22 protein-coding genes and 1 pseudogene are annotated in these 25,133 nt (G+C 63.9%); 14 read left to right on the top strand and 9 right to left on the bottom strand.

The window, feature by feature from the left end; translation table 11 throughout:
* Positions 1–42: 42 nt before the first annotated feature.
* The 3 genes from HMPREF9153_RS09255 to HMPREF9153_RS09245 all read right to left on the bottom strand — a co-directional run bounded on the left by HMPREF9153_RS09255 (position 43) and on the right by HMPREF9153_RS09245 (position 4,356).
* Positions 43–525 carry a carbonic anhydrase gene (locus HMPREF9153_RS09255; RefSeq protein ID WP_004811507.1) on the bottom strand — a complete coding sequence of 161 codons (483 nt, stop codon included), beginning with the start codon at positions 523–525 and terminating at the stop codon, positions 43–45.
* 16 nt (positions 526–541) lie between these two features.
* Positions 542–3,193: a DNA gyrase/topoisomerase IV subunit A gene (locus HMPREF9153_RS09250; RefSeq protein WP_004811505.1), complete on the bottom strand. Its 2,652-nt coding sequence runs from the start codon at positions 3,191–3,193 to the stop codon at positions 542–544.
* Positions 3,194–3,258: 65 nt separating this feature from the next.
* Positions 3,259–4,356, bottom strand: a complete 1,098-nt coding sequence (locus HMPREF9153_RS09245; RefSeq protein ID WP_004811502.1) for an App1 family protein phosphatidate phosphatase — start codon at positions 4,354–4,356, stop codon at positions 3,259–3,261.
* On the opposite strand from HMPREF9153_RS09245, the gene HMPREF9153_RS09240 reads away from it, so the two are divergent.
* Genes HMPREF9153_RS09240 through HMPREF9153_RS09230 form a run of 3 tightly spaced genes read left to right on the top strand, consistent with a single transcriptional unit; the run spans position 4,337 to position 6,767 of the window.
* Positions 4,337–4,999, top strand: coding sequence for a DUF5998 family protein (locus HMPREF9153_RS09240; protein ID WP_004811500.1), 663 nt, complete (start codon positions 4,337–4,339; stop codon positions 4,997–4,999). The two genes, HMPREF9153_RS09245 and HMPREF9153_RS09240, sit on opposite strands and share 20 nt — an antisense overlap.
* Entirely contained in the window at positions 4,996–6,123 is a 1,128-nt protein-coding gene (locus tag HMPREF9153_RS09235; protein ID WP_004811498.1) for an alkaline phosphatase family protein, read from the top strand. The genes HMPREF9153_RS09240 and HMPREF9153_RS09235 overlap by 4 nt, the downstream gene beginning before the upstream one ends.
* The gene (locus tag HMPREF9153_RS09230; protein WP_036901796.1) at positions 6,120–6,767 is read left to right on the top strand and encodes a thymidine kinase; all 648 of its coding nucleotides are present in this window, start codon (positions 6,120–6,122) and stop codon (positions 6,765–6,767) included. The genes HMPREF9153_RS09235 and HMPREF9153_RS09230 overlap by 4 nt, the downstream gene beginning before the upstream one ends.
* Positions 6,768–6,842: 75 nt before the next feature.
* Here HMPREF9153_RS09230 and sepH read toward each other — a convergent pair whose 3' ends face one another.
* Positions 6,843–7,913, bottom strand: a complete 1,071-nt coding sequence (sepH, locus tag HMPREF9153_RS09225; RefSeq protein WP_004811494.1) for a septation protein SepH — start codon at positions 7,911–7,913, stop codon at positions 6,843–6,845.
* 209 nt (positions 7,914–8,122) lie between these two features.
* Between sepH and HMPREF9153_RS09220 the strand changes: the two genes are divergently transcribed.
* Complete coding sequence (locus HMPREF9153_RS09220) at positions 8,123–8,419, top strand: DUF4193 domain-containing protein (RefSeq protein WP_002513666.1); 297 nt, start codon at positions 8,123–8,125, stop codon at positions 8,417–8,419.
* A gap of 68 nt (positions 8,420–8,487) precedes the next feature.
* Here the strand turns inward: HMPREF9153_RS09220 and HMPREF9153_RS09215 are convergent, their stop codons facing one another.
* Complete coding sequence (locus HMPREF9153_RS09215) at positions 8,488–8,787, bottom strand: DUF4235 domain-containing protein (protein ID WP_015582794.1); 300 nt, start codon at positions 8,785–8,787, stop codon at positions 8,488–8,490.
* A gap of 38 nt (positions 8,788–8,825) precedes the next feature.
* Here HMPREF9153_RS09215 and HMPREF9153_RS09210 point away from each other — a divergent pair, with 38 nt between their 5' ends.
* From HMPREF9153_RS09210 to HMPREF9153_RS09195, 4 genes are read left to right on the top strand one after another with little or no spacing between them, the layout of a single operon-like run.
* Positions 8,826–9,386 carry a DUF3093 domain-containing protein gene (locus HMPREF9153_RS09210; protein WP_004811489.1) on the top strand — a complete coding sequence of 187 codons (561 nt, stop codon included), beginning with the start codon at positions 8,826–8,828 and terminating at the stop codon, positions 9,384–9,386.
* Positions 9,379–9,837 (top strand): dUTP diphosphatase, encoded by a 459-nt coding sequence (gene dut / locus HMPREF9153_RS09205; protein WP_023032655.1) that lies wholly within the window; start codon positions 9,379–9,381, stop codon positions 9,835–9,837. Before HMPREF9153_RS09210 ends, dut begins: the two co-directional genes overlap by 8 nt.
* A 43-nt stretch (positions 9,838–9,880) precedes the next feature.
* Positions 9,881–10,615: a DUF3710 domain-containing protein gene (locus HMPREF9153_RS09200; protein ID WP_004811487.1), complete on the top strand. Its 735-nt coding sequence runs from the start codon at positions 9,881–9,883 to the stop codon at positions 10,613–10,615.
* Between the two features lie 2 nt (positions 10,616–10,617).
* On the top strand, positions 10,618–11,010 hold the full coding sequence (locus tag HMPREF9153_RS09195) for an OB-fold nucleic acid binding domain-containing protein (RefSeq protein ID WP_004811485.1): 393 nt from the start codon (positions 10,618–10,620) through the stop codon (positions 11,008–11,010).
* 610 nt (positions 11,011–11,620) lie between these two features.
* Here HMPREF9153_RS09195 and HMPREF9153_RS09190 read toward each other — a convergent pair.
* Positions 11,621–12,280 carry a potassium channel family protein gene (locus HMPREF9153_RS09190; protein ID WP_004811483.1) on the bottom strand — a complete coding sequence of 220 codons (660 nt, stop codon included), beginning with the start codon at positions 12,278–12,280 and terminating at the stop codon, positions 11,621–11,623.
* Between the two features lie 42 nt (positions 12,281–12,322).
* A complete protein-coding gene (locus HMPREF9153_RS09185) occupies positions 12,323–13,018 on the bottom strand; it encodes a potassium channel family protein (RefSeq protein ID WP_004811481.1) in 696 nt (231 codons plus the stop codon).
* Between the two features lie 134 nt (positions 13,019–13,152).
* Between HMPREF9153_RS09185 and HMPREF9153_RS09180 the strand changes: the two genes are divergently transcribed.
* From HMPREF9153_RS09180 to dxs, 6 genes and pseudogenes are all read left to right on the top strand, one after another.
* Complete coding sequence (locus HMPREF9153_RS09180; RefSeq protein ID WP_004811479.1) at positions 13,153–15,177, top strand: APC family permease; 2,025 nt, start codon at positions 13,153–13,155, stop codon at positions 15,175–15,177.
* 183 nt (positions 15,178–15,360) lie between these two features.
* Positions 15,361–16,542 carry a class I SAM-dependent RNA methyltransferase gene (locus HMPREF9153_RS09175; RefSeq protein ID WP_004811477.1) on the top strand — a complete coding sequence of 394 codons (1,182 nt, stop codon included), beginning with the start codon at positions 15,361–15,363 and terminating at the stop codon, positions 16,540–16,542.
* The gene (locus HMPREF9153_RS09170) at positions 16,505–16,795 is read left to right on the top strand and encodes a DUF6767 domain-containing protein (RefSeq protein ID WP_306425491.1); all 291 of its coding nucleotides are present in this window, start codon (positions 16,505–16,507) and stop codon (positions 16,793–16,795) included. Before HMPREF9153_RS09175 ends, HMPREF9153_RS09170 begins: the two co-directional genes overlap by 38 nt.
* A gap of 372 nt (positions 16,796–17,167) precedes the next feature.
* Complete coding sequence (gene acnA / locus HMPREF9153_RS09165; protein WP_004811474.1) at positions 17,168–19,837, top strand: aconitate hydratase AcnA; 2,670 nt, start codon at positions 17,168–17,170, stop codon at positions 19,835–19,837.
* A 3-nt stretch (positions 19,838–19,840) separates the two neighbouring features.
* Positions 19,841–21,170, top strand: a pseudogene (locus HMPREF9153_RS12960) (alpha/beta hydrolase).
* A gap of 205 nt (positions 21,171–21,375) precedes the next feature.
* Positions 21,376–23,244 carry a 1-deoxy-D-xylulose-5-phosphate synthase gene (dxs, locus tag HMPREF9153_RS09155; RefSeq protein WP_080564898.1) on the top strand — a complete coding sequence of 623 codons (1,869 nt, stop codon included), beginning with the start codon at positions 21,376–21,378 and terminating at the stop codon, positions 23,242–23,244.
* A 36-nt stretch (positions 23,245–23,280) separates the two neighbouring features.
* Here dxs and HMPREF9153_RS09150 read toward each other — a convergent pair whose 3' ends face one another.
* Both HMPREF9153_RS09150 and HMPREF9153_RS09145 read right to left on the bottom strand, forming a co-directional pair.
* Positions 23,281–24,519, bottom strand: coding sequence for a ribonuclease D (locus HMPREF9153_RS09150; RefSeq protein WP_004811467.1), 1,239 nt, complete (start codon positions 24,517–24,519; stop codon positions 23,281–23,283).
* A complete protein-coding gene (locus HMPREF9153_RS09145; RefSeq protein WP_004811465.1) occupies positions 24,516–25,085 on the bottom strand; it encodes a DUF3000 domain-containing protein in 570 nt (189 codons plus the stop codon). The genes HMPREF9153_RS09150 and HMPREF9153_RS09145 overlap by 4 nt, the downstream gene beginning before the upstream one ends.
* Between the last annotated feature and the right edge of the window lie 48 nt (positions 25,086–25,133).

Here is a 25,133-nt window from a genome sequence, read left to right as displayed (position 1 = left end):
ACCAGGACACCTGGACAGGCAACTGTTCGCGGACGAGTGGGATCAGCAGACCCGCTCGACCTGTCCGGTCGTGACGTCATAGACCATGCCGCACACGTCGGCGGCTACCAGTGGGTCCCGGCGTAGGGTCGCGACATCGTGACGCAGGCCAGCCATCTGATCGGGGGTTGACCCGATACGCATGCCGGACAGGTCAGTGCCGTCGGTCTGTCGCACCTTCTCAATGACCGAGGTGTCGTCCCCGCTGGCCATCGCGCACTTGGTGTGGGCCAGCATAACGATTCGATCAATCCCGAGGACGTGAGAGCCCACGATGAGCCCGATGTGAGCATCGGGGGTCAACCGGCCACCAGGAGTACGCAGCACCTTCGCGTCCCCGACCTTGAGATCAAAGATCGCCGGAGGATCCAGCCTGGAATCCATGCAACAGACGATCCCGACCCCTCGAGCTGCCTGCCCCGGCATGTCTGCCAGGTCGAAGGACTCGGCATAGCGGGCATTGCCATCCATCAGGTCGTCGAACATGGTCGCAGCCTCCTGATCAGCTGAAGAGGTCCGGTTCTGATTTGTCGTCGTGCTCAGTCCTGGTACGGCGACGACGGCGGTGCGGCTTGGACTCCTCCGAGTCCTTCGCGAGGGTCGACTCCGGGGCGGGGATGAGAGCTCCGCCCGCGTCGGGAGTCGCCCCGCTCCTGACATCGGTGGGTTGGAGATCGTCGTCCGAGGTGTCCGGATCGAGCCGTTCGGCGGGATTGGCCACGTCGTCACCGCCATGATTACGGGTGCCGACGGCCAGGATGGGCTGGCGTCCCTGATCCCCGGAGCCGTCACGACGCAGGCTCGGCTCCGGCAGCTCGACAGGAACACCGGATGCCGCACATGCCACGGCAGGGTCAGGGCCGATCCAGGCGAGCACTAGGGCCGTCTCACCCTTGAGGAAGCGCTGACACCTCATGCCGCCGGTCGCACGGCCCTTGGGCGGAAACTGGTCGAAGGGGGTCACCTTGACCGAACCGGGCTCCTTGCCGGCGGCAGCGGGGGAGGAGGCCGCAATCGTCACGACCGACGAACCATGGCTGGGAGCCGCGCCGAAGAAGACGACTGGGTCCTTGGCCTTGATACCGGTCACACCACCACCGGAACGTCCTTGCGGGCGCACCGCCGTGGCAGGGAAGTGAAGCAGGGAGGCTCCCTCGGTGACGAAGCACAGCTCGAGGTTCTCGTCGTCCAGCTCGACGGCTCCGACGACCTCATCGCCGTCCTTGAGGCTGATGATCTCCCAGAAATCCTTGCCGAGCAGTTCCGGATTGACGCGTTTGACGATGCCGTTTCGAGTTCCCAGGGCCAGGGAGGGGCCTTCCCCGGACAAACTCGTCACCGCCAGGGCCTTCTCGTCCTTCTCCAGCCCCACGAGGTCCGCCAGTGGGGTGCCACCGGCCACCGACGGTGCGGTGGCAGTCATGGGCAGACTGGCCAGCTCGATGGCATGTGCCCTGATGAGACGACCCGTACTGGTGATGATGCCGAAATCACCACGGGCCGTGGTGCGGGCACGGGAGATGATGACGTCGTGGCTGGCTCTGTCCCCGCCACTGGGCAGGTCATCCTCGGTGTCGATACGGGCCAGCAGACCAGTGGCCGACAGCAGCACCCAGCAGGGATCGTCGGGGACCTCCAGCGGGGCGGAGGCTGCAGCGACGGCGGGAGCCGCTCCCAGCAGCACGGTGCGACGAGGCGTGCCGTACTTGGTGGACACCTCGGCCAGGTCCTCCGAGACGACTCGACGCAGTTCGGATTCGTCATTGACGATGAGAACAAGCCCCTCGATGCGCTCGCGCAGCTCGTCACGCTCGGACTCCAACTCGATCGTGGAGAACTTGGTGAGTCGACGAAGCTGCATGTCGAGGATGTAGTTGGCCTGCACCTCGTCGAGGTTGAAGGCCTCCATGAGTCGGGTGCGGGCCGTTGCCGCGTCCTCGGAGGACCGGATGATGGCAATGACGTCGTCGATGTCGACGATGGCCAGCAACAGTCCCTCGACGAGGTGCAGCCGGTCCTTGGCCTTGTTGAGCTGGAAGTTGGTGCGCCGCAGCGTGACCTCGAGGCGATGGTCGAGGTAGACCTGCAACATCTCCTTCAGACCGAGGGTTCTCGGCTGTCCCTCGACCAGGCTGACGGCGTTGATCGCGAAGGAGTCCTCGAGCTTGGTGAGCTTGTACAACCGCTCCAGCAGGGCCTCCGGGTTGATGCCGTTCTTGACCTCGATCACCAGACGGGTGCCGTTGGCCAGGTCGGTGAGGTCCTTGACGTCGGAGATGCCGGTGATCTTCTTGGACTGCACCAAGGTCTTGATCTGGTCGATGATGCGCTCCGGGCCGACCATGTACGGCAGCTCGGTGACGACGATGCCGCGGCGTCGCGGGGAGACCTTCTCGATGCGGGCGGTGGCGCGGATCTTGAAGGAGCCCTTGCCGGTCCGGTAGGCGTCAGCGATGCCGTCAAGGCCGACGATCCGCCCGCCGGTGGGCAGATCCGGTCCCGGCACGAAGCGCATGATCTCCTCGAGATCGGTGTCCGGGTGATTGAGCATGTGACGCAGGGCGGCGACGACCTCGACGAGGTTGTGTGGCGGAATGTTGGTGGCCATACCCACCGCGATGCCCGACGCCCCGTTGACGAGCAGGTTCGGGAAGGCGGCCGGCAGAACCGACGGCTCGGTCTCCTTGCCGTCGTAGTTGGGCTCGAAGTCGACGGTGTCCTCGTCGAACCCGTCAATCATGGCCAGGGCTGGGGGAGCCATCCGGCACTCGGTGTAACGCATGGCGGCCGGGCCGGCATCCAGGGATCCGAAGTTGCCGTGCCCGTCGACCAGAGGGAGGCGCATGGCCCAGGGCTGGGCGGTGCGGACGAGGGCGTCGTAGATGGCGGCGTCGCCGTGTGGGTGGAGCTGACCCATGACCTGACCGACGACACGGGCCGATTTCACATGGGCGCGATCAGGGCGGACCCCCATGTCACTCATGGTGAAGAGGATGCGACGCTGAACAGGTTTGAGGCCGTCACGGGCGTCGGGCAGGGCACGAGAGTAGATGACGGAGTAGGCGTACTCGAGGAAGCTGTTCTCCATCTCGCGGGAGACATCGACGTCGATGATGTTCTCGGTGAAGTCGTCATCCACCGTCTTCTTGGCCATCGTGATACCTCCTTAGCAGCACACGCTAACGACCTATATTGGTCGATCGGCGCGAAATCCGCATGTCAGGGCCGTCCTGGTGAGTCCTCATGGTTGAGCGCCTTGTCCAGGAGTGGGGCCAACTGGTCGCCGTCAGGGGCGCGTACCAGAGGGGCTGATTCGGGGGTCCACTGCACACGGTGGCGATCCTCCAGCACCGTCGTCGTGCCGTGGGCCAGCACCTGCTGGGTCGTCGAGAGCTCCCGAATGGCGATCGCGCGGGTGTGGCCGGGTTGCAGCTCGTCGAACTCGGAGTAGATCCGGATGTCGTGCTGCCCGTCATCGCCGACCAGGACCCACTCGATGTCAGGGAAATCGCGGGCCAATTCGCGCAGGGCCGTCCGCTTGTGGTCGACGCCGGAGCGGAACCAACCGGTGTTCGTCGGCCCCCAGTCAGTCAGCAGCAATGGTCCTTGCGGATAGCCGTGACGGGCCAGGAACCTCACCAGGAAGGGATAGGTGTTCCAGGCGCCGGTGGACACGTAGACCACGGGTGCGTCGGGATGGCGTTCCAACAGCTTCTGGTACATGCGGGCTATACCGGGAATGGATTTGCGGGCCTGCTCGGTGAGCACGAAGGAGTTCCAGGCGGCGATGAGAGATCGCGGCAGGGAGGTTGCGATGACGGTGTCGTCGATGTCGGACACGATGCCGAAGCGGGTGTTGCGTGAGACGACGAGGACCTTCGCCTTCGTCGTGTCCCCGGAGGTCGAGAGGGTGACCTCGTGCCATCCCGGTTGCAGCCCATTGTTCTTGACGCGCACGTCCACGTATCCGCCACGGTCTGCCCGGACGGTGATCTTCTCCCCGTTGACGTCGACGACGACCTCGGTACCCGGCGCCGGAAGACCGAGGAAGTTGTGCCATCCTCGCTGGGACAGCAGGTCGATGGACAACATGTTGCGCCGGGTGAGCGGAGAACGGTCAGGATGACGCTCCTCTTCCGGAGTGGCACCAGGGGGACTGGTGAGGACGACTCGGCCCAGCACGCGCACATGGGTGGCCGATCCGTAACTGCGATATCCGATCACGCGCTGCACCCAACCGCGTCGGCGCAGCGTGGTGTTGAGGCGCCTGTGAAGGGCATCCTCGACTCGGGCTCCGATGAACGGCCGGTTCGACATGTCTTGGAGATTACTGGATCGGGCTTCGTCGTGGGACGATGGGCCGGTGAGCCAGTCTGTCGATCAAGCCCGAACTCCTCTTCCGGCTGCCCTAGCTGCCGAGATCCAGTCCTGTGGGTTCTTCCCTGAACTGGTCAGCGACGTCGCCGAAACCTCCTTGGCAGGAGAGGAGATCCTCGACCATCTGCTTCACCTCGAGGCAGTATTCGACAATGACGAGGTTCACCGGCACCTCACCGTCATTCTGCGCACTGCGACGCGAATGCTCATCGGTCACACCGACGAGCGGACTGAGGGAGGACAGCTCCAGGCCGTGACCTCGAGTGAGTCGATCCCGCTGTCGGAGGTGAGCTCGGTGGTGCTGACGCGCGTCGTCCAGCATCCCGACAAATTTGGCAAGGACCCCTCAGCAGCGACCGTGGAGACCTGGCTGCAGATGACGTGGGGCGCGGTGTCGCGCATCGAGCTCGAGCCTGCCACTTGCGGTGACCCGATGTGTACCGCCGATCATGGCTACACCGGCACCTTCAGCGGGGATGACATCGTCATTCGGATGAGTCCTGCTGCTGACGGCCCCGACCAGGTCGAGCGGATGATGGGGTTTGCCACTCGAATGCAGGTCGCCACTGGAGCAGCACGATGAGTTCATTGCTTGGCCCTGACCTCATGGCGCCGGGTCCGCAAACCCTTTCCGACCTGGTGCCCGCCATGGGAAGGGTGTTGACGGGTCAGAGGTCGGCTGGGCTCGGCCTGCCCGAGGCGAGGCGTTACGTCTTCCTACTCGTCGACGGGATGGGGCGGGAGAACCTCGAGCAGTCCCGTCACTTGGCTCCCGCCCTGTCGGACATGCAGGTGTGCCATGACCTGACCTGCCAGGTTCCGTCAACGACGGCCACCTCGTTGAGCTGTATCGGTACAGGTGCCGTTCCCGGACGCCACGGCGTCGCCGGGTACACCTTCCGTGCTCCCTCCGGACAGGCCATGAACGCGTTGAGCTGGGCCAACGGAGACGACCCCGAGGTGGTCCAGCCCCACCCGACGGCCTTCGAAGACCTGGTGGCAGCGGGAGTGACGGTCAGCAGCGTCGGCCCGGCACGGTTCGAGAGGTCTGGGCTGACGCGAGCGAGCTTGCGGGGTCCGAGATTCGTTGCCGTTCGCAACGAGGACGACGTCGACGAGCGGGTCCGCAAGACCCTCGCCGCGTCTCAGGGCGGGGAGGCCTCTCTGACCTACGTCTACGAGCGTTCCCTGGACCATGTCGGCCACGGTGAGGGATGGCAGTCCGCTGCGTGGAGATCGCGTTTGATGTGGGTTGACGATCTCGTCGGGGCTCTCCTCGACGAGCTGGATCCCGGCACTGCGCTGGTGGTTACGGCAGATCACGGCATGATCGATGTGCCGCAGGACCACCGCGTCATGGTGGAGGACGAGGGAGGACTGCTCGCAGACGTCGATCTGCTGGCAGGGGAGCCGAGATTCCGCCACATCTACACCCGACGTCCCGACGAGGTCGCACAGCGTTGGCGACGGGTGCTCGGAGATCGTGCCCAGGTCGTGGTGGGTGATGACGCCGTCGACGCGGAACTCTTCGGGCCTGTCGATGAATCCACTCGATCCCGGTTCGGTGATGTGCTGGCGATCACCCGCGACGACTGGGCGATCATGAGCCGTGCCACCCCCAAGGAACTCTCCCTGGTCGGCATGCATGGTTCCCTGACCCCGCAAGAGATGAGGATTCCGTTGCTGGCGCAGGTCTGCGAGGGCTGAGGATGGCTGAGCTCGTCTTCCACACCGGGCCGATGGACTCCGGAAAGTCCACACTCGCGTTGCAGATGGACCACGCTCAGTCGGCCCATGACCGTCAGGGTGTCAGGTATGCCATGCACGATCGGTCCGGCGGTGCCCGCATCACCTCCCGAATCGGTCTGAGCGTCGAGGCCGTCGAGGTGACGGACTCCCTGGACCTCTACCAAGACGTCGTAGCGCGGTTGAGTCGCGGTGGGCGCATCGACTACCTCATCTGTGACGAGGCCCAGTTCTACCGTCCCGAACAGATTGATCAGCTCGCGCGGGTCGTCGACGACCTCGGGGTTGACGTCTACTGTTTCGGCATCCTCGCCGATTTCCGGACCGCGCTCTTCCCCGGATCCAAACGGCTCGTCGAGCTCGCCGACCGTGTCGTCCAGCCTCCCGTCTCGCCACTGTGTTGGTGCGGACGTCCTGCGACCCACAACGCCCGTATCGTCGGCGGCGTCATGGCGCGTGAGGGGGATCAGGTGGGCGTCGGCGACATCGGCGGCGGATCCGAGATCCACTACGAGGTGTTGTGTCGTCGTCATCACCGTCAGGGAATTACCGGAGAAATGTCCAAGGCGACCCTTTCGGAGCAAACCCTGCCCTTCGACGGCTGAGAGCCCCGAATGCCACGAGCCCGGCTGGACGGCGGGGCTCGTGTGGTTGTGAACGTCTCCGGCGGTCGTGACCTCTCACGCGTGGGGGGTGGGTCCTCCGAACATGATTTCGTCCCACGACGGGATCGACGCCCTCTTGGACTTGCGAGGCTTGCGCTTCTTGCGCGGCTGCTCGCCACCCTCGACGAGGGCATCCTGTCGGGGCTCGTCCTTGTCGGCAGGCTGGCTGTCCTTGGTGGACTTTGACCTGCGAGACGTCGCCCTGGTCGTCGGCTTCCTGGCAGGAGCGTCCGTCCCGGGCTCAGGCCTTTTCGGATCAGGAGCGGTGGGGGGCTCTTCGGTTGTGTCCGAGGGAGCGTTCTCGTCCTGGAAGTCGTCGGTCTGGGACTCCTGCGTTGCGGCCTGTGATGCTTCCGACGTCTGGACTCTGGGGGCGGAATCGGCGTCGACCACCGGCGTCTCCAAGCCCTCATAAATGTTGACCGAGTCCTCCTGGAAGCCTGCCAGCATCTCGTAGAGCATGTCCATGTCGGCCGGGGATGAGGGGACGAAGTCATAGACCCCGTCGTGCTTGGTCATCCCGGCGACGGCATTGGGGTCGGCCGGCTGCTGCGGATGATTGCTCACTGCGCGAACGATGGCCAACTCGTCGTTGAGATCCAGCGTCGGCTCCTGATCGGGATCGGGAGCACCATCTGGCAACGGCTCAGCGGGAGCAGGGGACCGGCCGTTGACGAGCCAACGTGCACCGGCGTCCTCAGGGGAGGTGTGGCGTCCCTTGAGATCGAAGCGGAACATCGCTGCGCTCGGAGCTCCATCCTCGGTCTCGGGCCAGGTGGCCTCGAGGGCCCAGGTGCGATCCTCGTGGCGCCACGACCGCCAGGAGATCTTCTCATCGGGGATTGAATTGGCCTTGGCGACGCGGGAAATGACGGTCCCCAGGGTGCGGTGGGACCCGGCCGCGCCGGCGCGGCGAACCGGGCACGTCATGGCAACCTCGATGATGTGGTCCAACTCGGCGAGGACCGGTACGGCGAAGGGCTCCACCTGGTCGACGCCGACGCCCGCCTCTGCGGCCACCTCCTCGACAGTGGCCCCGGAACGGATCCGCGACTGAATCTCGCGGGGGCTCAGAGCGCTGTCCATCGTCCACCTTCCCTCCCGATCCCTTGTGGTCGGGGTTTGGCTGTGTGAGTCACCAACTTACTGCCTCCGGGCGTGATGGTACCGCCCGGATGCCCCGGCGCGCTGTCTGTCGACTTGACAGGTGTGATACACAAGGGTGCGAATGTTGTGCGGTCGCAGCTCGCAACGAGCGAGTTGGCGACGTCTCGAGTCCTTACTGGAAGGTGACCATGGCTACCGATTACGACGCTCCCCGCAAGACTGATGAGGAGGTCAGTGAGGACTCCATCGAGGAGCTCAAGAACCAGCGCAACGACAAGAACTCCGGAAAGGTCGACGAGGACGAGGTCGAGGCTGCTGAGGCTTTTGAGCTTCCCGGCGCTGACCTGTCCCATGAGGAGCTGACCGTTCGGGTGTTGCCTCGCCAGTCCGGCGAGTTCACCTGCGCGTCTTGCTTCCTCGTGAAGGGACGCTCCCAGCTGGCTGAGGAGCGTGACGGCCAGTTCTACTGCGTCGATTGCGTCTGATCCTCTCCCGACGTGAACGGACCCCCGCCACGTGGCGGGGGTCCGTTGTCGTTTGTGGGGTAGGGGGCTCAGTCGTCGTTCTTGTCCTTGAAGTCCTTGCCGGTGATGGGGTTGACCGAGCTGAACTTCATCCAGCGCTTGTTGACGAAGCGGTGCATCAGCAGCTGGGATCCGGCGATCCCGATGCCGCTGGCCAGCGCCCATGAGAGTGCTTTCGTGGTCGAGACCTCGGGGTCATCAGGCTGGGGAGTCTCGTCGTCGCCGGTGACGTACTTCCACACGCCTTCGACGACCTTCTGGCTAACGATGGTGGTGACGGCGCCGAGGGCACCGGCGTAGACCTTCCACAGGATCTTTTCTGGGATCATGACGTCATCATATTGCGTCATGGCCCGTCGACTAGGCTGTGACGGTGAATTCCCCCCATCCTGCTGGATCAGTCGTCTACTCCGAGAGACTCTGCGCTCCGCCTGCATGGTGGCTTATCGGAGCTGCCGTCGCGATCTCACTCATCGTGGCGATCGGTGCCTGGACGAGCCCGACCACGGGGATCATCGTCGCCGTCATCATCGTCGTGCTCGTCGTTGCTGCCTTCGTCGAGGCCGGACGGGTACGCATCGTCGTCACTGAGGACGGATTCGGTGCAGGACGGTCCTGGATCGAGTGGAGATGGGTCGATCGGGTTCGGGGCGTGGACGCAGGGACGATGGCATCCGTGATGCACTCCAGCCATCAGGTCGGATCGTTCCTCGTGACACGGCCCTGGATAAAGTCTGGGCTCGTGTTGAGGCTCGCTGATCCTGCAGACCCGCATCAGGCGTGGATCGTCAGTACTCGTCACCCCGACAAGTTGGCGGCGATCGTGTCCGAGTACGTGGTGGCGCCGGATTCTGCCGCTGTGTCCTCCCCGCCTGTTTCCAAGGATCCTTCTAGTGACTCTCGTGATGAGGAGGACAGCCGTGACTGACGTCATTGTCCCGACCGTGGCAGATTCGGAAGCCATGCCCCGCTATGCGATGCCCGGTGACGCCGGGGCCGATCTCACCTGCCGCCATGACGTGGACCTGGGGCCGGGGGAGCGGGCGATGGTCGAGACCGGTGTGCGTATCGCCCTGCCGGAGGGTTACGTCGGGCTGGTCAACCCGCGGTCAGGCCTGGCCGCGCGGCGCGGACTGTCGATTGTCAACGCTCCCGGGACCATCGACTCCGGGTACCGAGGACAGATCAAGGTGCTGCTCATCAACACTGATCCCAGGGAGTCCGTGCACCTTGATGCCGGGTCGCGAATAGCCCAGCTCGTCATCGTCCCGGTGGTGCAGGCAGTCTTCCAGCCGGTCGACGACCTGGACGAGACCGAACGCGGCCAAGGCGGATACGGGTCGACCGGCGTTTCTGGTGTGCGTCCCGCTGATGGTTAGACTGCATTTGTTGACACCACAGTGTCGGTCGAGGAAGGACACAATGTTCGGTCGCAAGAAGCGCAACGACGACGTCGAGACGGATGAGGACATCGACGAGGAGCTCGAAACCACCGAGGAGGCTCCCGACGACCCCGAGGTCGAGGAGACCACTGACGAGGACGAGCCCGGCGAGGAGAAGGACGCCTCCACCTACCGGATCAACCTCGACCGCGAGGATGGCCCCTTCGACATCGACGAGGTCGACCTCGACGCCGACGATGTCGAGCGCATCGACTTCGGTTCCCTCATCGTCACCCCGTTCGAGAACATGCAGATGCAGATCCAGTTGGACCAGGCCTCTGGTGCCGTGCAGAGCCTGCTCGTCGTTCAGGGGAACTCCGCCATCGAGGTGGCCCTCTTCGCTGCTCCTGCCTCGACCGTCATGATTGACGAGGTCCATGAGGAGATGGTCCGCGGCACCGCTGCTCAGGGTGGCGAGGCCAATGTCGGCCCAGGGCCGATGGGTGCCGAGCTTCGTCGTATCGTCCCGATGAAGGGACCGGACGGTGAGGATGGGTACCACGTGTCCCGCACCTGGTTGGCCCAGGGGCCGCGCTGGCTGCTGCGCGGTGTGCTGATGGGCGAGTCGGCTCTCGGCGAGAAGCTCGACGCCACCGGCCAGCTACTGCTGGAGTTCTTCTGCAACCTCGTGGTGCGTCGCGACGACAGTCCGCGTGTCCCCGGCGACGTCATCCCGCTGAAGGTTCCTGAGGGTCTGCACCCGGAGGAGTCCTGATCATGGCCGAAGGCACCGATGCTCGCGCTCCCCGCGAGTCGATGCTTCGGCGGGTCCTGCACCGGGTCACGGCGTCCAACGAGGATCTTGTCGATGACGACTTGCAGCGCTCCAGCATTAATGCCGGGGTCTCGACCATTGCCGAGGCCAGGATGCGTTCCCGTGCGTCCCTCCAGGGGAGGATCGAGGTGCTGACCCTCAACCCTCGCGGAACGAATCGCTGGCTCGAGGCCGAGCTGCGCGACGGTACTGGTGCCGTGACGTTGATATGGATGGGTCGGCGGCGCATCCCGGGTCTACGCGCTGGACGAAGGATCAGCGTCGAGGGGATGATCACCGAGGCGGATGGGCGCCGAGTGATCTACAACCCCAGGTACACCGTTCTTCCCGACTGAGTGGCAGTCCTCGACTAGGTGACAGCTTCAGCGAAGGATCTTGGGGTCTCCGGGCCTTCGCCGGGCCCCGGAATTCGTCTTCAGGCCGGGTGGCCCCAGCTCCCTTCGCTGACGCTTCTTCACCGCTCGGTGCCTGTTTCCCTGGCATGGCTGCCCGATTCCTGATCTCGTGTCTCCGTTTTTCATCTTCCTTCCGACCCGTGTTGGCCTCCCGCTCACCTCACGCGTTCACTCCGTCTTGGTGTGGTGATGCGGGTCCTGATGGCTCCTGTTGTCGTGTGGGTTGGCAGCAGGGGCCGTCGTAACCGTTATTGCCACTACTTGGGCAAGGTGAGGTGCGGGGCGCGTGGGGTATTGCTGCTCTCCAGGCCAGCCACAGATTGTCGAGGCGTTCAACCCTGGTGGGGATCTGGGTGACAACCGGCCCTGATGCAACCACAGCTGACAGCAGCCTTATCCAGAACCGGGATTACCACGACGGAGGGGAACCGGGCACGAGGGGGAAGGAGAGAACACGAAGAGGAGCGCGGGACAACAGGGTGGGTGCTGCCTCACAGTTGCGGGATGCCCCACAAGAAGTCTCGGGGCGGTGAGAATCCGAATCAGCTGATCAGTGAGGTGCCAGCAGATCGACCAGATCGGGCTCGTAGTTCGGCGAGACCATGAAGAGCAGCTCATCGCCGGCCTCCAGGGCGGTCTCACGTTCCGGCGCACGCCCCTGACCATCACGGATGATGGCGACGAGAACTGCATCTCCGGGCATCGAGATGTCGCGGATGCGGTCACCCACACGCGGCGAGTTGTCAGGCAGGGTGAGCTCGACAAGGTTCGCGCGGCCCTTCTGGAAGGTGAACAGGCGGACTAACTCTCCGACGGTCACGGCCTCCTCCACCAGTGCCGCCATGAGCCGCGGGGTTGACACAGCAACATCGACTCCCCACACCTGGTCGAACATCCACTCGTTGCCGGGATGGTTGACACGGGCGACGGTCCGCGGCACGCCGAATTCGGTCTTGGCGAGCAGCGAATGGACCAGATTGACCTTGTCGTCACCGGTGGCCGAGATGGCGATGTCACAGTTGTCGATGCGGGCCTCTTCGAGGGCCGCCAACTCGCAGGCGTCCGCGCACAGCCACTCGGCTTCCGGCACGGTGTCCGGCTTCATGGCCTTGGGATTCTTGTCGATGAGCAGGATCTGATGCCCATGAGCCGTGAGCTCACGGGCAATGGATCGACCGACGTTACCGGCTCCAACGATGACGATTCGCACGATTCTCCTTGCCTCGGGTGATCAGAGCGTTGTGTCTGGCACTCAGCGCTTGACCGGCGGCTTGGCCAGCAGGCCCTCGATCTCGGTGATGCGCTCGACCTCGACGGCTGCGTAGACGACGTCTCCGTCCTGCAGCAGGGTGGCGTCGTCAGGAACCATGCCCTGACCGAACCGCAATAGGAAGGGCAGCGGGGTGTGGATGCGGTCCTGGATGGTGGAGATCTTCATCCCGACCCAGTCAGTGTGGGTGTTGACGCGGATGAGACGGACCTGACCGGACGGATCACGCCAGGCCGGCTCAGAACCCTCCGGCATGAGGCTTCGCAGCACCTGGTCGGCAGCCCAGCGCACGGTCGCGACCGTCGGGATCCCGAGCCGCTCGTACACCTCAGCACGTCCCTGGTCGTAAATGCGCGCCACGACGTTGTCGATTCCGAACTCTTCGCGGACCACGCGGGCGGCCAAGACGTTGGAGTTGTCGCCACTGGAGACGGCAGCGAATCCGTCAGCCTCGCGGACGCCGGCCTTTTCCAGCACAGAGCGGTCGAATCCGACCCCCTTGACCGTCCGCCCCTTGAAGTCGGGCCCAAGTCGGCGGAAGGCGTTGTCGTCAATGTCGATGACCGACACGTCGTGGCCACGCTTCTCCAACAGGATGGCCAAGCTCGAACCGACTCGGCCACATCCCATGATGACGATGTGCACGTGACCCCTCTCCTGGGTGGCGGTGGCACCCATCCGTGTCGTGGTTGTCGAGGCCATTCTGCCGCGTCCCGGTCTGCCTGTCTCGTCCGAGGGCGGTTGCTGACCTCACGATCATGAGGGTACCGGCAATGTGCCGATGATGTTCTACGCAAGTAGAGTGGCCCGTCGTGAAGGTTTTCCAAGCCGTCAAGAGGGTGCTCATCGGGCGCAAACTCGAGAGCAGTGCTCTGGGCGAGACCCTCCTGCCGAAGCGGATCGCACTGCCGGTGTTCGCCTCCGACGCCCTCTCGAGCGTGGCGTACGCCCCTGACGAGATCCTCATCACCCTGTCGCTGGCAGGCGCTGCCGGATTCGCATTCTCGTGGAAGATCGGCATTGCCGTTGCCCTCGTCATGCTCATCGTCGTGATGAGCTACCGCCAGACGGTGCATGCGTACCCGTCCGGCGGTGGTGACTACGAGGTCGCGACAGCCAATCTCAGCCCGCAGTTCGGGCTCGTCGTGGCCTCCGCCCTGCTCGTCGACTACGTCCTGACGGTGGCTGTGTCGGTGTCGTCGGGCATTCAGAACGCCGAGGCGATGATCCCCGGCCTTGCCGGGCACGAAGGCGTCGCGGCTGCTGTCGTCATCGCGATTCTGACAGCCATGAACCTGCGTGGTGTCAGGGAGTCCGGAACCTTCTTCGCCGTGCCCACGTACGCCTTCATGATCTCAGTGATCTGCATGGTGATTTGGGGTTTGACAAGGGTTTTCGTCCTTGGAGACAGTCTGCGCGCTCCCACCGCCGATTACACGGCCGTCGGAGCGCCGAAGTACACCGGTCTCGTCGGTATCGCCTTCGTCATCCTCATGGCGCGTACCTTCTCCTCAGGCTGTGCCGCGCTGACCGGCGTCGAGGCCATCTCCAACGGTGTCCCATCCTTCCGCGAGCCGAAGTCGAAGAACGCCGCCACGACCTTGGCAATGCTCGGTGGAATCGCCGTCTCCATGCTCATGGGCATCCTCGTCCTGGCCAATGTCACGGGCGTCAAGATGTTCGACCCGACGGGGGAGTCCCGCCTCGTCGACACTCACGGAAATGTCGTCAAGGACCAAGTGACGGTCGTCGGCCAGCTCGCCCGAACCGTCTTCTACGACTCCTTCAAACCGGGCTTCTACATCATGATCGTCTGCACGATGATCATCCTGTTCTTGGCTGCCAACACTGCCTTCAACGGCTTCCCGGTGTTGGGTTCGATCCTCGCCCGTGACGGCTTCCTACCCCGTCGTCTGCACACCCGTGGCGATCGTCTGGCCTACTCCAACGGCATCCTGACGCTGGCCACCGGCGCCATCATCCTCGTGCTGGTCTTCAACGCCTCGGTGACTGCGCTGATCCAGTTGTACGTGGTCGGCGTCTTCATCTCCTTCACGGTGAGCCAGACCGGAATGATGCGCCACTGGACGCGGCTGCTGCGCACCGACGCCTCAGCCTCGGTCAAGGAGCGCCGCAGGTGGAAGCACTCGCGCGTCATCAACGGCATTGGCCTGGTGGGCACGGGCATCGTCTTGGTCATCATCCTGGCGTCGAAGTTCATTCATGGGGCCTACCTCGCGCTCATCGCGATGGCAGTTGTCTATGGCCTCATGACGGGGATCAAGAAGCACTACGACGCGGTGGCCGAGGAGCTGGAGCTCAACAGTCCGTCCGATCGCGCCCTGCCGTCGCGTGTGCACGCGGTCATCATGATCGCGGACCTCAACAAGCCGACGATGAGGGCCATTCAGTTCGCGAAGGCCACCGTGCCGACCTTCCTGGAGGCCGTCATCGTCGACGTCGACCCCGACGTCACGGACCGCTTGCTGGAGCGGTGGGACGAGGAGGACATCGACATCCCCCTCAAGGTGATTGCCTCCCCGTACCGCGAGATCACCAACCCGTTCATCGACCATATTCGTCGTATCCGCAGCGAGAACCCGCGAGACATGGTCGAGGTGTTCATTCCTGAGTACGTCGTCGGTCACTGGTGGGAGCATCTCCTGCACAACCAGACGGCTCTCGTGGTGCGGGCGCGCCTGCACTTCATGCCCGGAGTTCTCATCTCCTCGGTGCCGTACCAGTTGTGCAGCTCGGCGATTCTGGAGAAGCGCTGGAAGCGCAACGATCCGCGATCGTGGCGGGATCCCAGCGCGACGATCACGCCGCGGCACTGACATCGGGATGCTTTCCTTGTGACGGCTTCGTGGTGATCATCACCACGAAGCCGTCACGGGTAGTGCCACAACGTCAGCTTCTCGCGAACGTGGCCTCGTCCACCCCTGATATTGCGGGGTTCGAGGCCTATCAAGGCCTCAGCCGCACGGAAGTGACACCACTGGGGGCCTAGACTTGGCCTGATGCAGGAGTCTGTTGATGCGTCCCCGGCCGAGGAATTCGACCTCGTCATGGGCAAGGTCGCCCACGGTGGTTACTGCGTGGGGCATCTGGACGGCAGGGTCGTCTTCGTCCGCGGCTCATTGCCAGGGGAGAAGGTTCGGGTCCGATTGACCGACACCTCCAAGGCCTCGCACTGGTTCGGGCAGGCCGTCAAGGTCATTTCGCCTGATCCGCACCGCGTCGTCCCGCCGTGCCCCGTCGCGGGGATGTGTGGTGGCTGCGACTTCCAGCATGTCGACGTCGAGTTCCAGCGCGAGCTCAAGCGACGGGTCGTTGCCGAACAGCTCAGTCGCATCGCCGGCATCAAGTGGACTGGATCCGTGGAGACTGTCGACGGTTCCTCCGACGGTCTGGGCTGGCGGACCCGTATGCAATATTGCAGCCTCGATGGACGGCCGGCTCTGCGACGCCACCGCAGTCATGATGTGGTGAAAGTGCCTGAAGGTGGTTGCCCCATCGCGCATCCCGCTGGGCGTCCGGCTGCCGAGTCAGCGTGCCGCGCGGCCGACCAGGCGATTGTCATGGTGACTAGCTGCCTCACACAGGACCCGGAGGTGAGTGTCATCGCGGATGGGCAGCTCATCGCCGGCGGCGAGACGATGACGGCTCAGGTGGGTCAGCGGCGTTGGAAGGTTGGCGCCGGCGGCTTCTGGCAGGTCCACCCCGGGGCAGCTGAGGCGTTGGCCGACGCCGTGGTGGGTGGCCTGGATCCTCATCAGGGTGACGAGGCCCTGGATCTGTACTGCGGTGTTGGACTCTTCGCAGGTCTGCTCGCCGATCATGGCGTTCGCGTTCGTGGCATTGAGGTGTCGCGTCAGGCGGTGGCATTGGCACGACGAAATGTCCCCGGTGGGCGTTTCACTGCCGGGCGGGTGGAACGGGTCCTGCCGCGCATGAAGGCCAAGTCGAATCTCGTCGTGCTGGATCCCCCGCGCAAGGGGGCGGGCAAGGCTGTCGTCCAGGCCGTGACGCGAACGTCACCGCGAGCGATCGCACATGTCGCATGTGATCCGGCTGCGTTGGCCCGCGATCTGCACCTGTTCGACGTCGGCGGATATGTGCCGCGTTCGATCCGTGCGTTCGACGTCTTCCCGATGACTCATCATGTCGAGGCCGTGGCGATCCTGGAGCCGAAGATCTGAGATGGCAGGTCCAGTTCCGATGTGTCCGCTGCGTCCGGGGGATCCTTGTAGTCTGTGCCAGCTTTACGTCACCGGCCCTCAGGACTGCGGGCTGGTATACCTCGTCATGGGTGATGACGCCCTGCGCAGCGAGCTCGCGAAGTCCAGGAAGGTGGCGCGTGAAAAGGAGAAGCAGAGCGCCCCGCCGCATGCGGTCGAAGTGACAGATGACGACGAGTTGGGGCCCGATCCCCGATCTGAGGGACTTGACTGATCCATACGATCTTGACTGATCCATACGATGAATCCTGTCCGGAACCACGATGTGCTGCAGGCTGGGGTGGTGACGCCGTGTTGCGGTGCTGACAGGGGCGTCTCCATGGCCACCACGACTGTATCCCGCCGCACCGTCCCAAAAAGGGTGCAGCGCGGGGCTCTGGTGCCATGAGCAAGTCGGATGGAGGCGTTCACCTTGAGTATGCCGGCGGGGCCTGATGATCCGGTGGGTTCATTCTACTTCTTAGTCAAGCCTAACTTGGGGGCCGTTTCACAACAAGATATCTTGACATCAAGATATCTTGTTCCGCCACGGTGGTGGAGCTCGACGCGAGATGATGAGATCCGCATCGACTAGTCAGGAGTCCACATGAGTGTCAACAGCTTCGACGCGAGACGAACCCTCGACGTCGACGGCCAGTCCTACGAGATCTACGACGTCACCAAGGTCGACGGTTCCGACAGCCTGCCGTACAGCCTCAAGGTCCTGCTCGAGAACCTGCTGCGCACCGAGGATGGTGCCAACATCACCGCCGAGCAGATCACCGACCTGGGACATTGGGACGCCGACGCCCAGCCGTCCAAGGAGATCCAGTTCACCCCGGCCCGCGTCATCATGCAGGACTTCACCGGCGTGCCCTGCATCGTCGACCTGGCTACCATGCGTGAGGCAGTCACCGATCTTGGTGGTGACCCCAGCAAGGTCAACCCGCTGTCACCCGCCGAGATGGTCATCGACCACTCCGTCATCGTCGAGCGCTTCGGCACCCCGGAGGCCTTCGAGCAGAACAAGGACATCGAGTACCAGCGCAACCGTGAGCGCTACCAGTTCCTGCGTTGGGGCCAGACCGCGTTCGAGAACTTCCGTGTCGTCCCGCCGGGCACCGGCATCGTCCACCAGGTCAACATCGAGCACCTCGCCCGCGTGACCTTCGTCCATGACGAGGACGGCAAGAAGGTCGCCTACCCGGACACCTGCGTCGGCACCGACTCCCACACCACCATGGTCAACGGTCTTGGCGTCGTCGGCTGGGGTGTGGGTGGCATCGAGGCCGAGGCCGCCATGCTCGGTCAGCCGGTTTCCATGCTGGTTCCGCGTGTCGTGGGCTTCAAGCTCTCCGGTGAGCTGCCTGACGGCGTCACCGCCACCGACCTCGTCCTGACGATCACCCAGATGCTTCGTGAGCACAAGGTCGTCGGCAAGTTCGTCGAGTTCTACGGCCCCGGCGTCGCCGCCGTGCCGCTTGCCAACCGCGCCACCCTGGGCAACATGAGCCCTGAGTACGGCTCGACCATCGCCGTCTTCCCGATCGACGACGTCACCCTGGACTACCTGCGCCTCACCGGTCGTGACGAGTCCCAGGTCAAACTCGTCGAGGCCTATGCCAATGCCCAGGGCATGTGGCACGACCCGGATCGCGAGCCCCGCTACTCCGAGTACATGGAGCTCGACCTCTCGACGGTCAAGCCGTCCATCGCCGGCCCGAAGCGTCCGCAGGACCGTATCCTCGTCTCCGAGGCGAAGGAGACCTTCGAGAAGACCGTTCCCGACTACACCACCAACCCGGGTGCTGCCATTCCGGTCAGCCTGGCCGATGGACGCTCCTTCGAGCTGCGCAACGGTGCCGTGACGGTTGCCGCCATCACCTCCTGCACCAACACCTCGAACCCGAGCGTCATGATCGCTGCCGGGCTGGTGGCCAAGAAGGCCCACGAACTGGGTCTATCGCCGAAGCCGTGGGTCAAGACCTCGTTGGCCCCGGGCTCCCAGGTTGTCACCGACTACTTTGAGCGAGCCGGACTCTCCGAGCACCTTGCTGCCATGGGATTCGACCTGGTCGGCTACGGCTGCACCACCTGTATCGGTAACACTGGTCCGCTCATCCCCGAGGTCTCGGCCGCCATCAACGAGAACGATCTGGCCGTCACGGCAGTCCTCTCCGGCAACCGTAACTTCGAGGGTCGCATCAGCCCCGACGTCAAGATGAACTACCTGGCCAGCCCACCGCTGGTGGTGATCTACTCGATCGCTGGCACCATGGACATCGATCTCAACAACGATGTGTTGGCCACCACCCCGGACGGCCGCGAGGTTCGTCTGGCCGATCTGTGGCCCTCCACCAAGGAGATCGAGGAGATCGTCGGATCGTCCATCTCCGCTGAGATGTACTCCGAGCGCTACGCCGACGTCTTCGACGGTGGCCCGCGTTGGAAGGAGCTGGAGACCCCCGAGGGTGAAACCTTCTCCTGGGATCCTGCCTCCACCTATGTCCGCAAGCTGCCGATCTTCGACGGTATGAAGGCTGAACCCGACCCGGTTGGTGACATCACCGATGCCCGCGTTCTGCTCAAGCTCGGCGACTCGGTCACCACCGATCACATCTCCCCGGCCGGAAATATCAAGACTGACTCCCCGGCGGGCCAGTGGCTTGCTGGCAACGGCGTCGAGCGTCGCGACTTCAACTCCTACGGATCCCGCCGTGGAAACCACGAGGTCATGATGCGTGGCACCTTCGCCAACATCCGCCTGCGCAACCAGCTGGCCCCGGGAACCGAGGGCGGCTTCACCCGCGACTTCACCAAGGTCGACGGCCCCGTCACCACGGTCTACGACGCCTCGGTGAGCTACCGCGAACAGGGCATCCCGCTGGTTGTCCTGGGTGGCAAGGAGTACGGTTCCGGATCTTCCCGTGACTGGGCCGCCAAGGGTACCCAGCTGCTGGGGGTCAAGGCCGTCATCACCGAGAGCTATGAGCGTATCCACCGCTCCAACCTCATCGGCATGGGCGTCCTGCCGCTGCAGTTCCCGGAGGGCGAGTCGGCTGATTCCCTCGGCCTGACCGGCGAGGAGACCTTCGAGATCACTGGCGTCGACAAGATCAACGAGATGATCCCGGAAACGGTCCACGTCAAGGCCGTCAACGGTGAGAAGGACGTTGAGTTCGACGCCGTCGTCCGCATCGACACCCCAGGAGAGCGCTCCTACTACCTCAACGGAGGCATCCTTCAATACGTGTTGAGGAACATGGCTCGTAACTGACACATGCGTTCAACCGGGGGCGGAAACCACGTGGTTCCCGCCCCCGGTCATCGTCTCCTGAGAAATCGCACCAGGGCAGGGGCGACGACGAAATGGTGGGTGCCCTCGAGACGCCCTGAAATCCGTGTGACAACCCTCACATCCCGTGACCCTCTGGTCACTACAGTGACGACAAACAGCGCTGAGAATCGCCGACGAGGGGAAACACCGATGGGACGACTCACCCGAATCGTGGTGACCGCACTGGCCGGCGGAGCCTTGACACTGACGCCCGTGGCAGCCCACGCCGCACCGGCCACCTCCGATGCCCCGACCAGTGACGTCGCGGCAGCCGTTCCGGAAATCCTCGGACAGGTCCATGACGCGCAGATCCATGACACCAGGGGCATCACCGTCACCTCCGTGACGAAGGTCTCGGGCCTGCAGCGCACTTGGCAGATCAATTACTCGACCCCGTCGATCGATCCCGCACAGACCTTTGATGGTCAGATGGCCATCCGCGTCACCCTGCCAGCTGGGTACGCCTCCCATCCCGACAAGCATTACCCGGTCCTCTACCTGCTTCCCGGCGGTGGAAGCGGTCGGGTCCGTGACTGGACCGACGAGTCGGGCAAGCAGGGCAGGGCAGAACAGATCACCGCCGATGCCGACCTCATCACGGTGACATTGGAGGGTGGCAAGGTCAGCTGGTACTCCGACTGGGCGGAACCAGTCTCGCGGTGACGCCGACTGGTTGCATCACCATCTCGACGAGGTAATTCCCTTTGTCGACGCCACCTTCCGCACCGTGGCGTCAGGCAAGCATCGCGCCATTGCCGGCCTCTCCATGGGCGGTTACGGGGCTTACCACTACGCGATGGAGCATCCGGGGATGTTCTCCTCGGTCTCGGCCTACTCCGGTGCTGTCGACATCGAGAGCACCTCGGTGCGGGCCACCGTGGCCGAACAGCTCGTCACGAGTGGATATCAGCCTGACTCGGTCTGGGGCCCGATGGTGCGAACCAACAAGACACTCGTCGAGGCGAACCCGTCCAGTAGGGAGGGACCCGACAACCTCGCCAGCATTCAGCGTGACGGCACCCGTCTGGCTTTGTATGCGGGCACTGGGTTGGGTACCGGCAATCCAGCTGCCATGGCCATCGAAACCGCTGTTGGAGCCAATACGACGGCTCTGCACGTGCGGCTCGCTGCTCGCCAGGTTCCCCATACCTACATCCGTTACACGACCCGCACTTACGGCGGTTTCAAGTGTGATGGCGGCCACGACTGGGGTTGCTGGAACGCTGATTTGAGTCAGGACCTGCCTCTCATCCTCAAGGCCGTGCGTGCCTGACTCCCCATGATCTGCCGGGCCCATCCTTTTTCTTCCGGGGCGGTGGTGAAGGATTGGCCCGGTGCCGTCTCGTGCCGAACATTCGTGCATCCTGGCCCTCCCGGGGCTTACCAGTTGTGAAGAAGGTAGCCAGATTGTGAGCGTGAGGCGAAACGGAACGCAAAGTGGGCCCGGCACCCTGGTGGCAGGTCCTAAGATGGCACGCATGGCTCTTCTCGACGACATCGGCTGCCCCGACGACGTGAGGAAACTCACCACCCAGCAGACCGAAGACCTCGCCGAAGAGATTCGTACCTTTCTCATCGACAATGTTTCGCGTACTGGCGGCCATTTGGGGCCGAACCTCGGCGTCGTCGAACTGACGATCGCACTCCACCGGGTCTTCGACTCACCTCATGACCCCATCATCTTTGACACCGGTCACCAGAGCTATGTCCACAAGATCCTGACCGGACGTGCTGCTGGCTTCGACAAGCTGCGTCAGCGCGGCGGATTGTCCGGATACCCGAGCCGGTCCGAGTCGGCTCATGACTGGGTGGAGAACTCGCACGCCTCCACCTCCTTGTCCTGGGCCGAGGGCATTGCCGAGGGATTCCTCTCGCGTGGCGAGGACCGCACGGTCGTCGCCGTCATCGGCGATGGTGCACTCACCGGTGGTATGGCCTGGGAAGCCCTGGACTCGATCGCGGATCAGCAGGATCTGCGTCTGGTCATCGTCGTCAATGACAACGGACGCTCCTACACCCCGACGGTGGGAGGTCTGGCCAACCAGCTCGCCATCATTCGCACCGATCCTCACTATGAGGAAGCCCTTGATCGTATGAAGCGGCATGTCACCGAGAAGCCGCTGGGCAAACAGGTCTTCGGTCTCATGCACGCGGCGAAGGCCGGCGTCAAGGACGCCCTCATCGGCAACGGGATCTTCTCGGACCTGGGAATCAAGTACCTCGGTCCGGTTGACGGCCATGACGTCTCATCCGTCGAGCGCGCCCTCGAACTGGCCAAGCGTTACGAGCATCCCGTCATCGTCCACGTCATGACGACGAAGGGCAAGGGATTCGCTGCCGCTGAGGCCAACGAGGAGGACCACTTCCACGCCGTCGGTCAGATCGACCCCAAGACGGGAGAATCCCTCAAGGCTGCCGGTGGCGCCTCGTGGACCCATGCCTTTGCCGGTGCCATGGTCGAGCTGGGGGAGAGACGTCCCGACGTCGTCGGCGTGACTGCTGCCATGCTCCACCCAGTCGGACTGGCCCCGTTTGCCGCCCGTCACCCGGAGCGGGTTCTCGACGTCGGAATTGCCGAGCAGCATGCGGTCACCGCGGCGGCTGGTATGGCTGCTGCCGGTCTTCACCCGGTCGTCGCCTTGTACTCGACCTTCCTCAACCGGGCCTTCGACCAGCTCCTCATGGATGCTGGTCTGCACCATGCCGGCGTGACGATCGTGCTGGATCGGGCTGGAATCACCGGCACCGACGGCGCCTCCCACAACGGCATGTGGGACATGGTGATCTGCGGGATCGTGCCCGGCCTCATGCTCTCGGCACCTCGTGACCGTCAGCATCTGATCTCGGTACTTGACGAGGCCGTCGACACTGATGACCGACCCACCGTCATCCGGTACTCGAAGGCTCCCATGCCTGACGACATCCCAGTGGTGTCCTCCCATGATGGCCTGGACGTCCTGCGCGAAGGATCGGAGGACGGCATCCTCGTCGTTGCCCATGGTCAGTTGTGCACTGATGCCTTGAAGGCAGCAGACAGTCTCGACGTCCCGGTGCGAGTGGTCAGCCCCCGCTGGTCCCTCCCGGTCTGCGAGGGTCTTCTCGAGGAGGCCTCAAGGGCTCATGCCATCATCAGTGTGGAGGACGGGTTGGTCGTCTCCGGACTCGGATCCCATCTGGCTGACGCCTTGTCAGAAAGAGGTGTCTGGCGTCCGATCCGCAACCTCGGCATCCCGCAGCGCTACCTCGACCATGACTCGCGGTCGGCCATCATGGCTGAGCTGGGCCTGAATGCCGAGGGGATCGCTGAAGCGGTCGCTCAGCTGGCCTCCCAGCTCGACACCCAGTGAGCTGACTCCTCTCAACCAGAGAGCCTGAGGTCGCGATCACAGCTCAGCCATGACCTCGCTGAGCAGACTCGCGAGGATCCCTCGCTGCCACGGACGGGCGCCCAAATCTGCGAAGAACGCATCGACCCCCGCGATGGAGAGGTCGTGCGGTGGCTGCCATGCGAATTGCCGCAACCATGCCGGGGTACAGAGGTTTTCCGGTGGGACGTCATGGTCAGCGGCCACCTCATTGACGGCCGGTCTGACGGCCGCCCAGCGGGCAGCCTCCTCAGGATGGTGACGCTCCCAGGAGCGGGGGTGGGGGATCGCTGAGGAATACTCGCGGAATGGCGGGTACTTCTTCGGCGGGACGCCACGAGCGTGGTCGATGGCGTCGACCCAGGTCTGATGATATTTCTTGGCCTGGCCGCGATGGAATCCCTTGATGGACAAGATTTTCTCGACATCGACGTTGACGGTGCGGTCGCAGTGTTTTGCGGCTGCGACGAGGGCGTCGTCACGCAACAGCCTGCCCGGAGCAATGTCGAGGTCGTGGGCGAGGTTCTCGCGGGCCAGCCACAGGTCATGTGCCAGCTGCAGCCCAGCTCGGCTGTGAACGTTACCGATGTGGCTGATCCGGCGCCAACGGGACGCGTCGACACCCGGTTCCTCACTGGGTAGTTCAGCGGCCATCATGACGAGGTGGGCGAACTCCTGACGAGCCCATTCGTCCTTTCCAGCCTCCTGGAGGTCGGCTATGACCTTTTCTCGCACGTCGTTGAGGAGCTCGACATCCAGAGCGGCGTAGACGAGCCAGTCATGGGGGAGGGGACGTCGAGACCAGTCCGAGGCGGAATGTTCCTTGAGAAGGGTCACCCCGCAGTAGTGCTCGACCATCGATCCCAGGCCGACGCGAGGAAGGCCGAGAAGGCGTCCAGCCAACTCGGTGTCGAACAGGTCGTCAGGACGAAGACCGTCCATCGCCAGGCATGGCATGTCCTGGGTGGCGGCATGGAGGATCCACTGTGTCCCGGTGAGGGCATCGGCAAGAGGCTTCAAACCGTTCGTCTCGCCGAGGGAGACGGGATCGACGAGGTGAGTGCCAGACCCCTCACGGCGCAACTGGATGAGGTAGGCGCGCGGGTTGTAACGGAAACCATGGGCCCGCTCGGTGTCGATCGCGACGGGACCGTGGCCGTTCTGAAGCGCCTGGCACGTGTGGCGAAGAGCCTCGGGAGAAGCGACGACTGGCGGCACTCCTTCCCGAGGCTCTGCAAGGACGGGGAAATCGCTCACGCGAGTTTGGCCCGTCGTGGTGAGATCGCGGTGATCTCGTCAGGAATCGGGGAGACCCCACACGAGAGCAGGCAGAGGTCGCTCCACGATTCCGCGTGTGAATCGACGTCTTCGGCAGTCGAGAAGGTCGGCGTCCATGAAGCGCGCACCTCGATGTGATTCGACTCGGGGTCGGCAGCGAGCTGCCCGAATGGCCGACTGACGACTGAGGTGACGGTGCCGGCCTCGGCGTGACGGAGCGCGTGATGGGTGTCGAGGGAATCGGTCAGCCAGGACCATGCGACGTTGCCGACCAGGGGGTCAGAAGCCATCGACGGATCGACCTCGGCACGGATCATGGCAACGAATCGGCTCGTTCCCCGCCAGGCCTCGGATCCCGAGGGGTTGTGGAGCAGGATGAGACGTCCGCTTCCGAGCTCGTCACCCTTGATGATGACGGATCCTTCGATCGCCACCGAGAACGGCGAGATGCGGGTAGGAGCGGGTATCTCGCGAACCTCGAGCTTGCTTGACCACGAATACTTGAGGATTCGGGAACGCAACTCCTCGAAATCCACCGGATACATCTGCCGAATCACCTTTTCAGGCTATGGGGATTGTCACCCCTGGTGCTC

This window comes from Cutibacterium avidum ATCC 25577 (assembly GCF_000227295.1).
Lineage (GTDB): Bacteria > Actinomycetota > Actinomycetes > Propionibacteriales > Propionibacteriaceae > Cutibacterium > Cutibacterium avidum.
This window is presented reverse-complemented; position numbering and strand designations above follow the sequence as displayed.

What these genes read in the sequence shown, in the direction of transcription:
- HMPREF9153_RS09255 (WP_004811507.1), bottom strand. Translation starts at nt 525, where the DNA reads ATGTTCGACGACCTGATGGATGGCAATGCCCGCTATGCCGAGTCCTTC.
- HMPREF9153_RS09250 (WP_004811505.1), bottom strand. Translation starts at nt 3,193, where the DNA reads ATGGCCAAGAAGACGGTGGATGACGACTTCACCGAGAACATCATCGAC.
- HMPREF9153_RS09240 (WP_004811500.1), top strand. Translation starts at nt 4,337, where the DNA reads ATGAACGGCCGGTTCGACATGTCTTGGAGATTACTGGATCGGGCTTCG.
- HMPREF9153_RS09245 (WP_004811502.1), bottom strand. Translation starts at nt 4,356, where the DNA reads ATGTCGAACCGGCCGTTCATCGGAGCCCGAGTCGAGGATGCCCTTCAC.
- HMPREF9153_RS09235 (WP_004811498.1), top strand. Translation starts at nt 4,996, where the DNA reads ATGAGTTCATTGCTTGGCCCTGACCTCATGGCGCCGGGTCCGCAAACC.
- sepH (WP_004811494.1), bottom strand. Translation starts at nt 7,913, where the DNA reads ATGGACAGCGCTCTGAGCCCCCGCGAGATTCAGTCGCGGATCCGTTCC.
- HMPREF9153_RS09220 (WP_002513666.1), top strand. Translation starts at nt 8,123, where the DNA reads ATGGCTACCGATTACGACGCTCCCCGCAAGACTGATGAGGAGGTCAGT.
- HMPREF9153_RS09215 (WP_015582794.1), bottom strand. Translation starts at nt 8,787, where the DNA reads ATGATCCCAGAAAAGATCCTGTGGAAGGTCTACGCCGGTGCCCTCGGC.
- HMPREF9153_RS09200 (WP_004811487.1), top strand. Translation starts at nt 9,881, where the DNA reads ATGTTCGGTCGCAAGAAGCGCAACGACGACGTCGAGACGGATGAGGAC.
- HMPREF9153_RS09195 (WP_004811485.1), top strand. Translation starts at nt 10,618, where the DNA reads ATGGCCGAAGGCACCGATGCTCGCGCTCCCCGCGAGTCGATGCTTCGG.
- HMPREF9153_RS09185 (WP_004811481.1), bottom strand. Translation starts at nt 13,018, where the DNA reads ATGGGTGCCACCGCCACCCAGGAGAGGGGTCACGTGCACATCGTCATC.
- HMPREF9153_RS09175 (WP_004811477.1), top strand. Translation starts at nt 15,361, where the DNA reads ATGCAGGAGTCTGTTGATGCGTCCCCGGCCGAGGAATTCGACCTCGTC.
- HMPREF9153_RS09170 (WP_306425491.1), top strand. Translation starts at nt 16,505, where the DNA reads ATGTCGAGGCCGTGGCGATCCTGGAGCCGAAGATCTGAGATGGCAGGT.
- acnA (WP_004811474.1), top strand. Translation starts at nt 17,168, where the DNA reads ATGAGTGTCAACAGCTTCGACGCGAGACGAACCCTCGACGTCGACGGC.
- dxs (WP_080564898.1), top strand. Translation starts at nt 21,376, where the DNA reads ATGGCTCTTCTCGACGACATCGGCTGCCCCGACGACGTGAGGAAACTC.
- HMPREF9153_RS09145 (WP_004811465.1), bottom strand. Translation starts at nt 25,085, where the DNA reads ATGTATCCGGTGGATTTCGAGGAGTTGCGTTCCCGAATCCTCAAGTAT.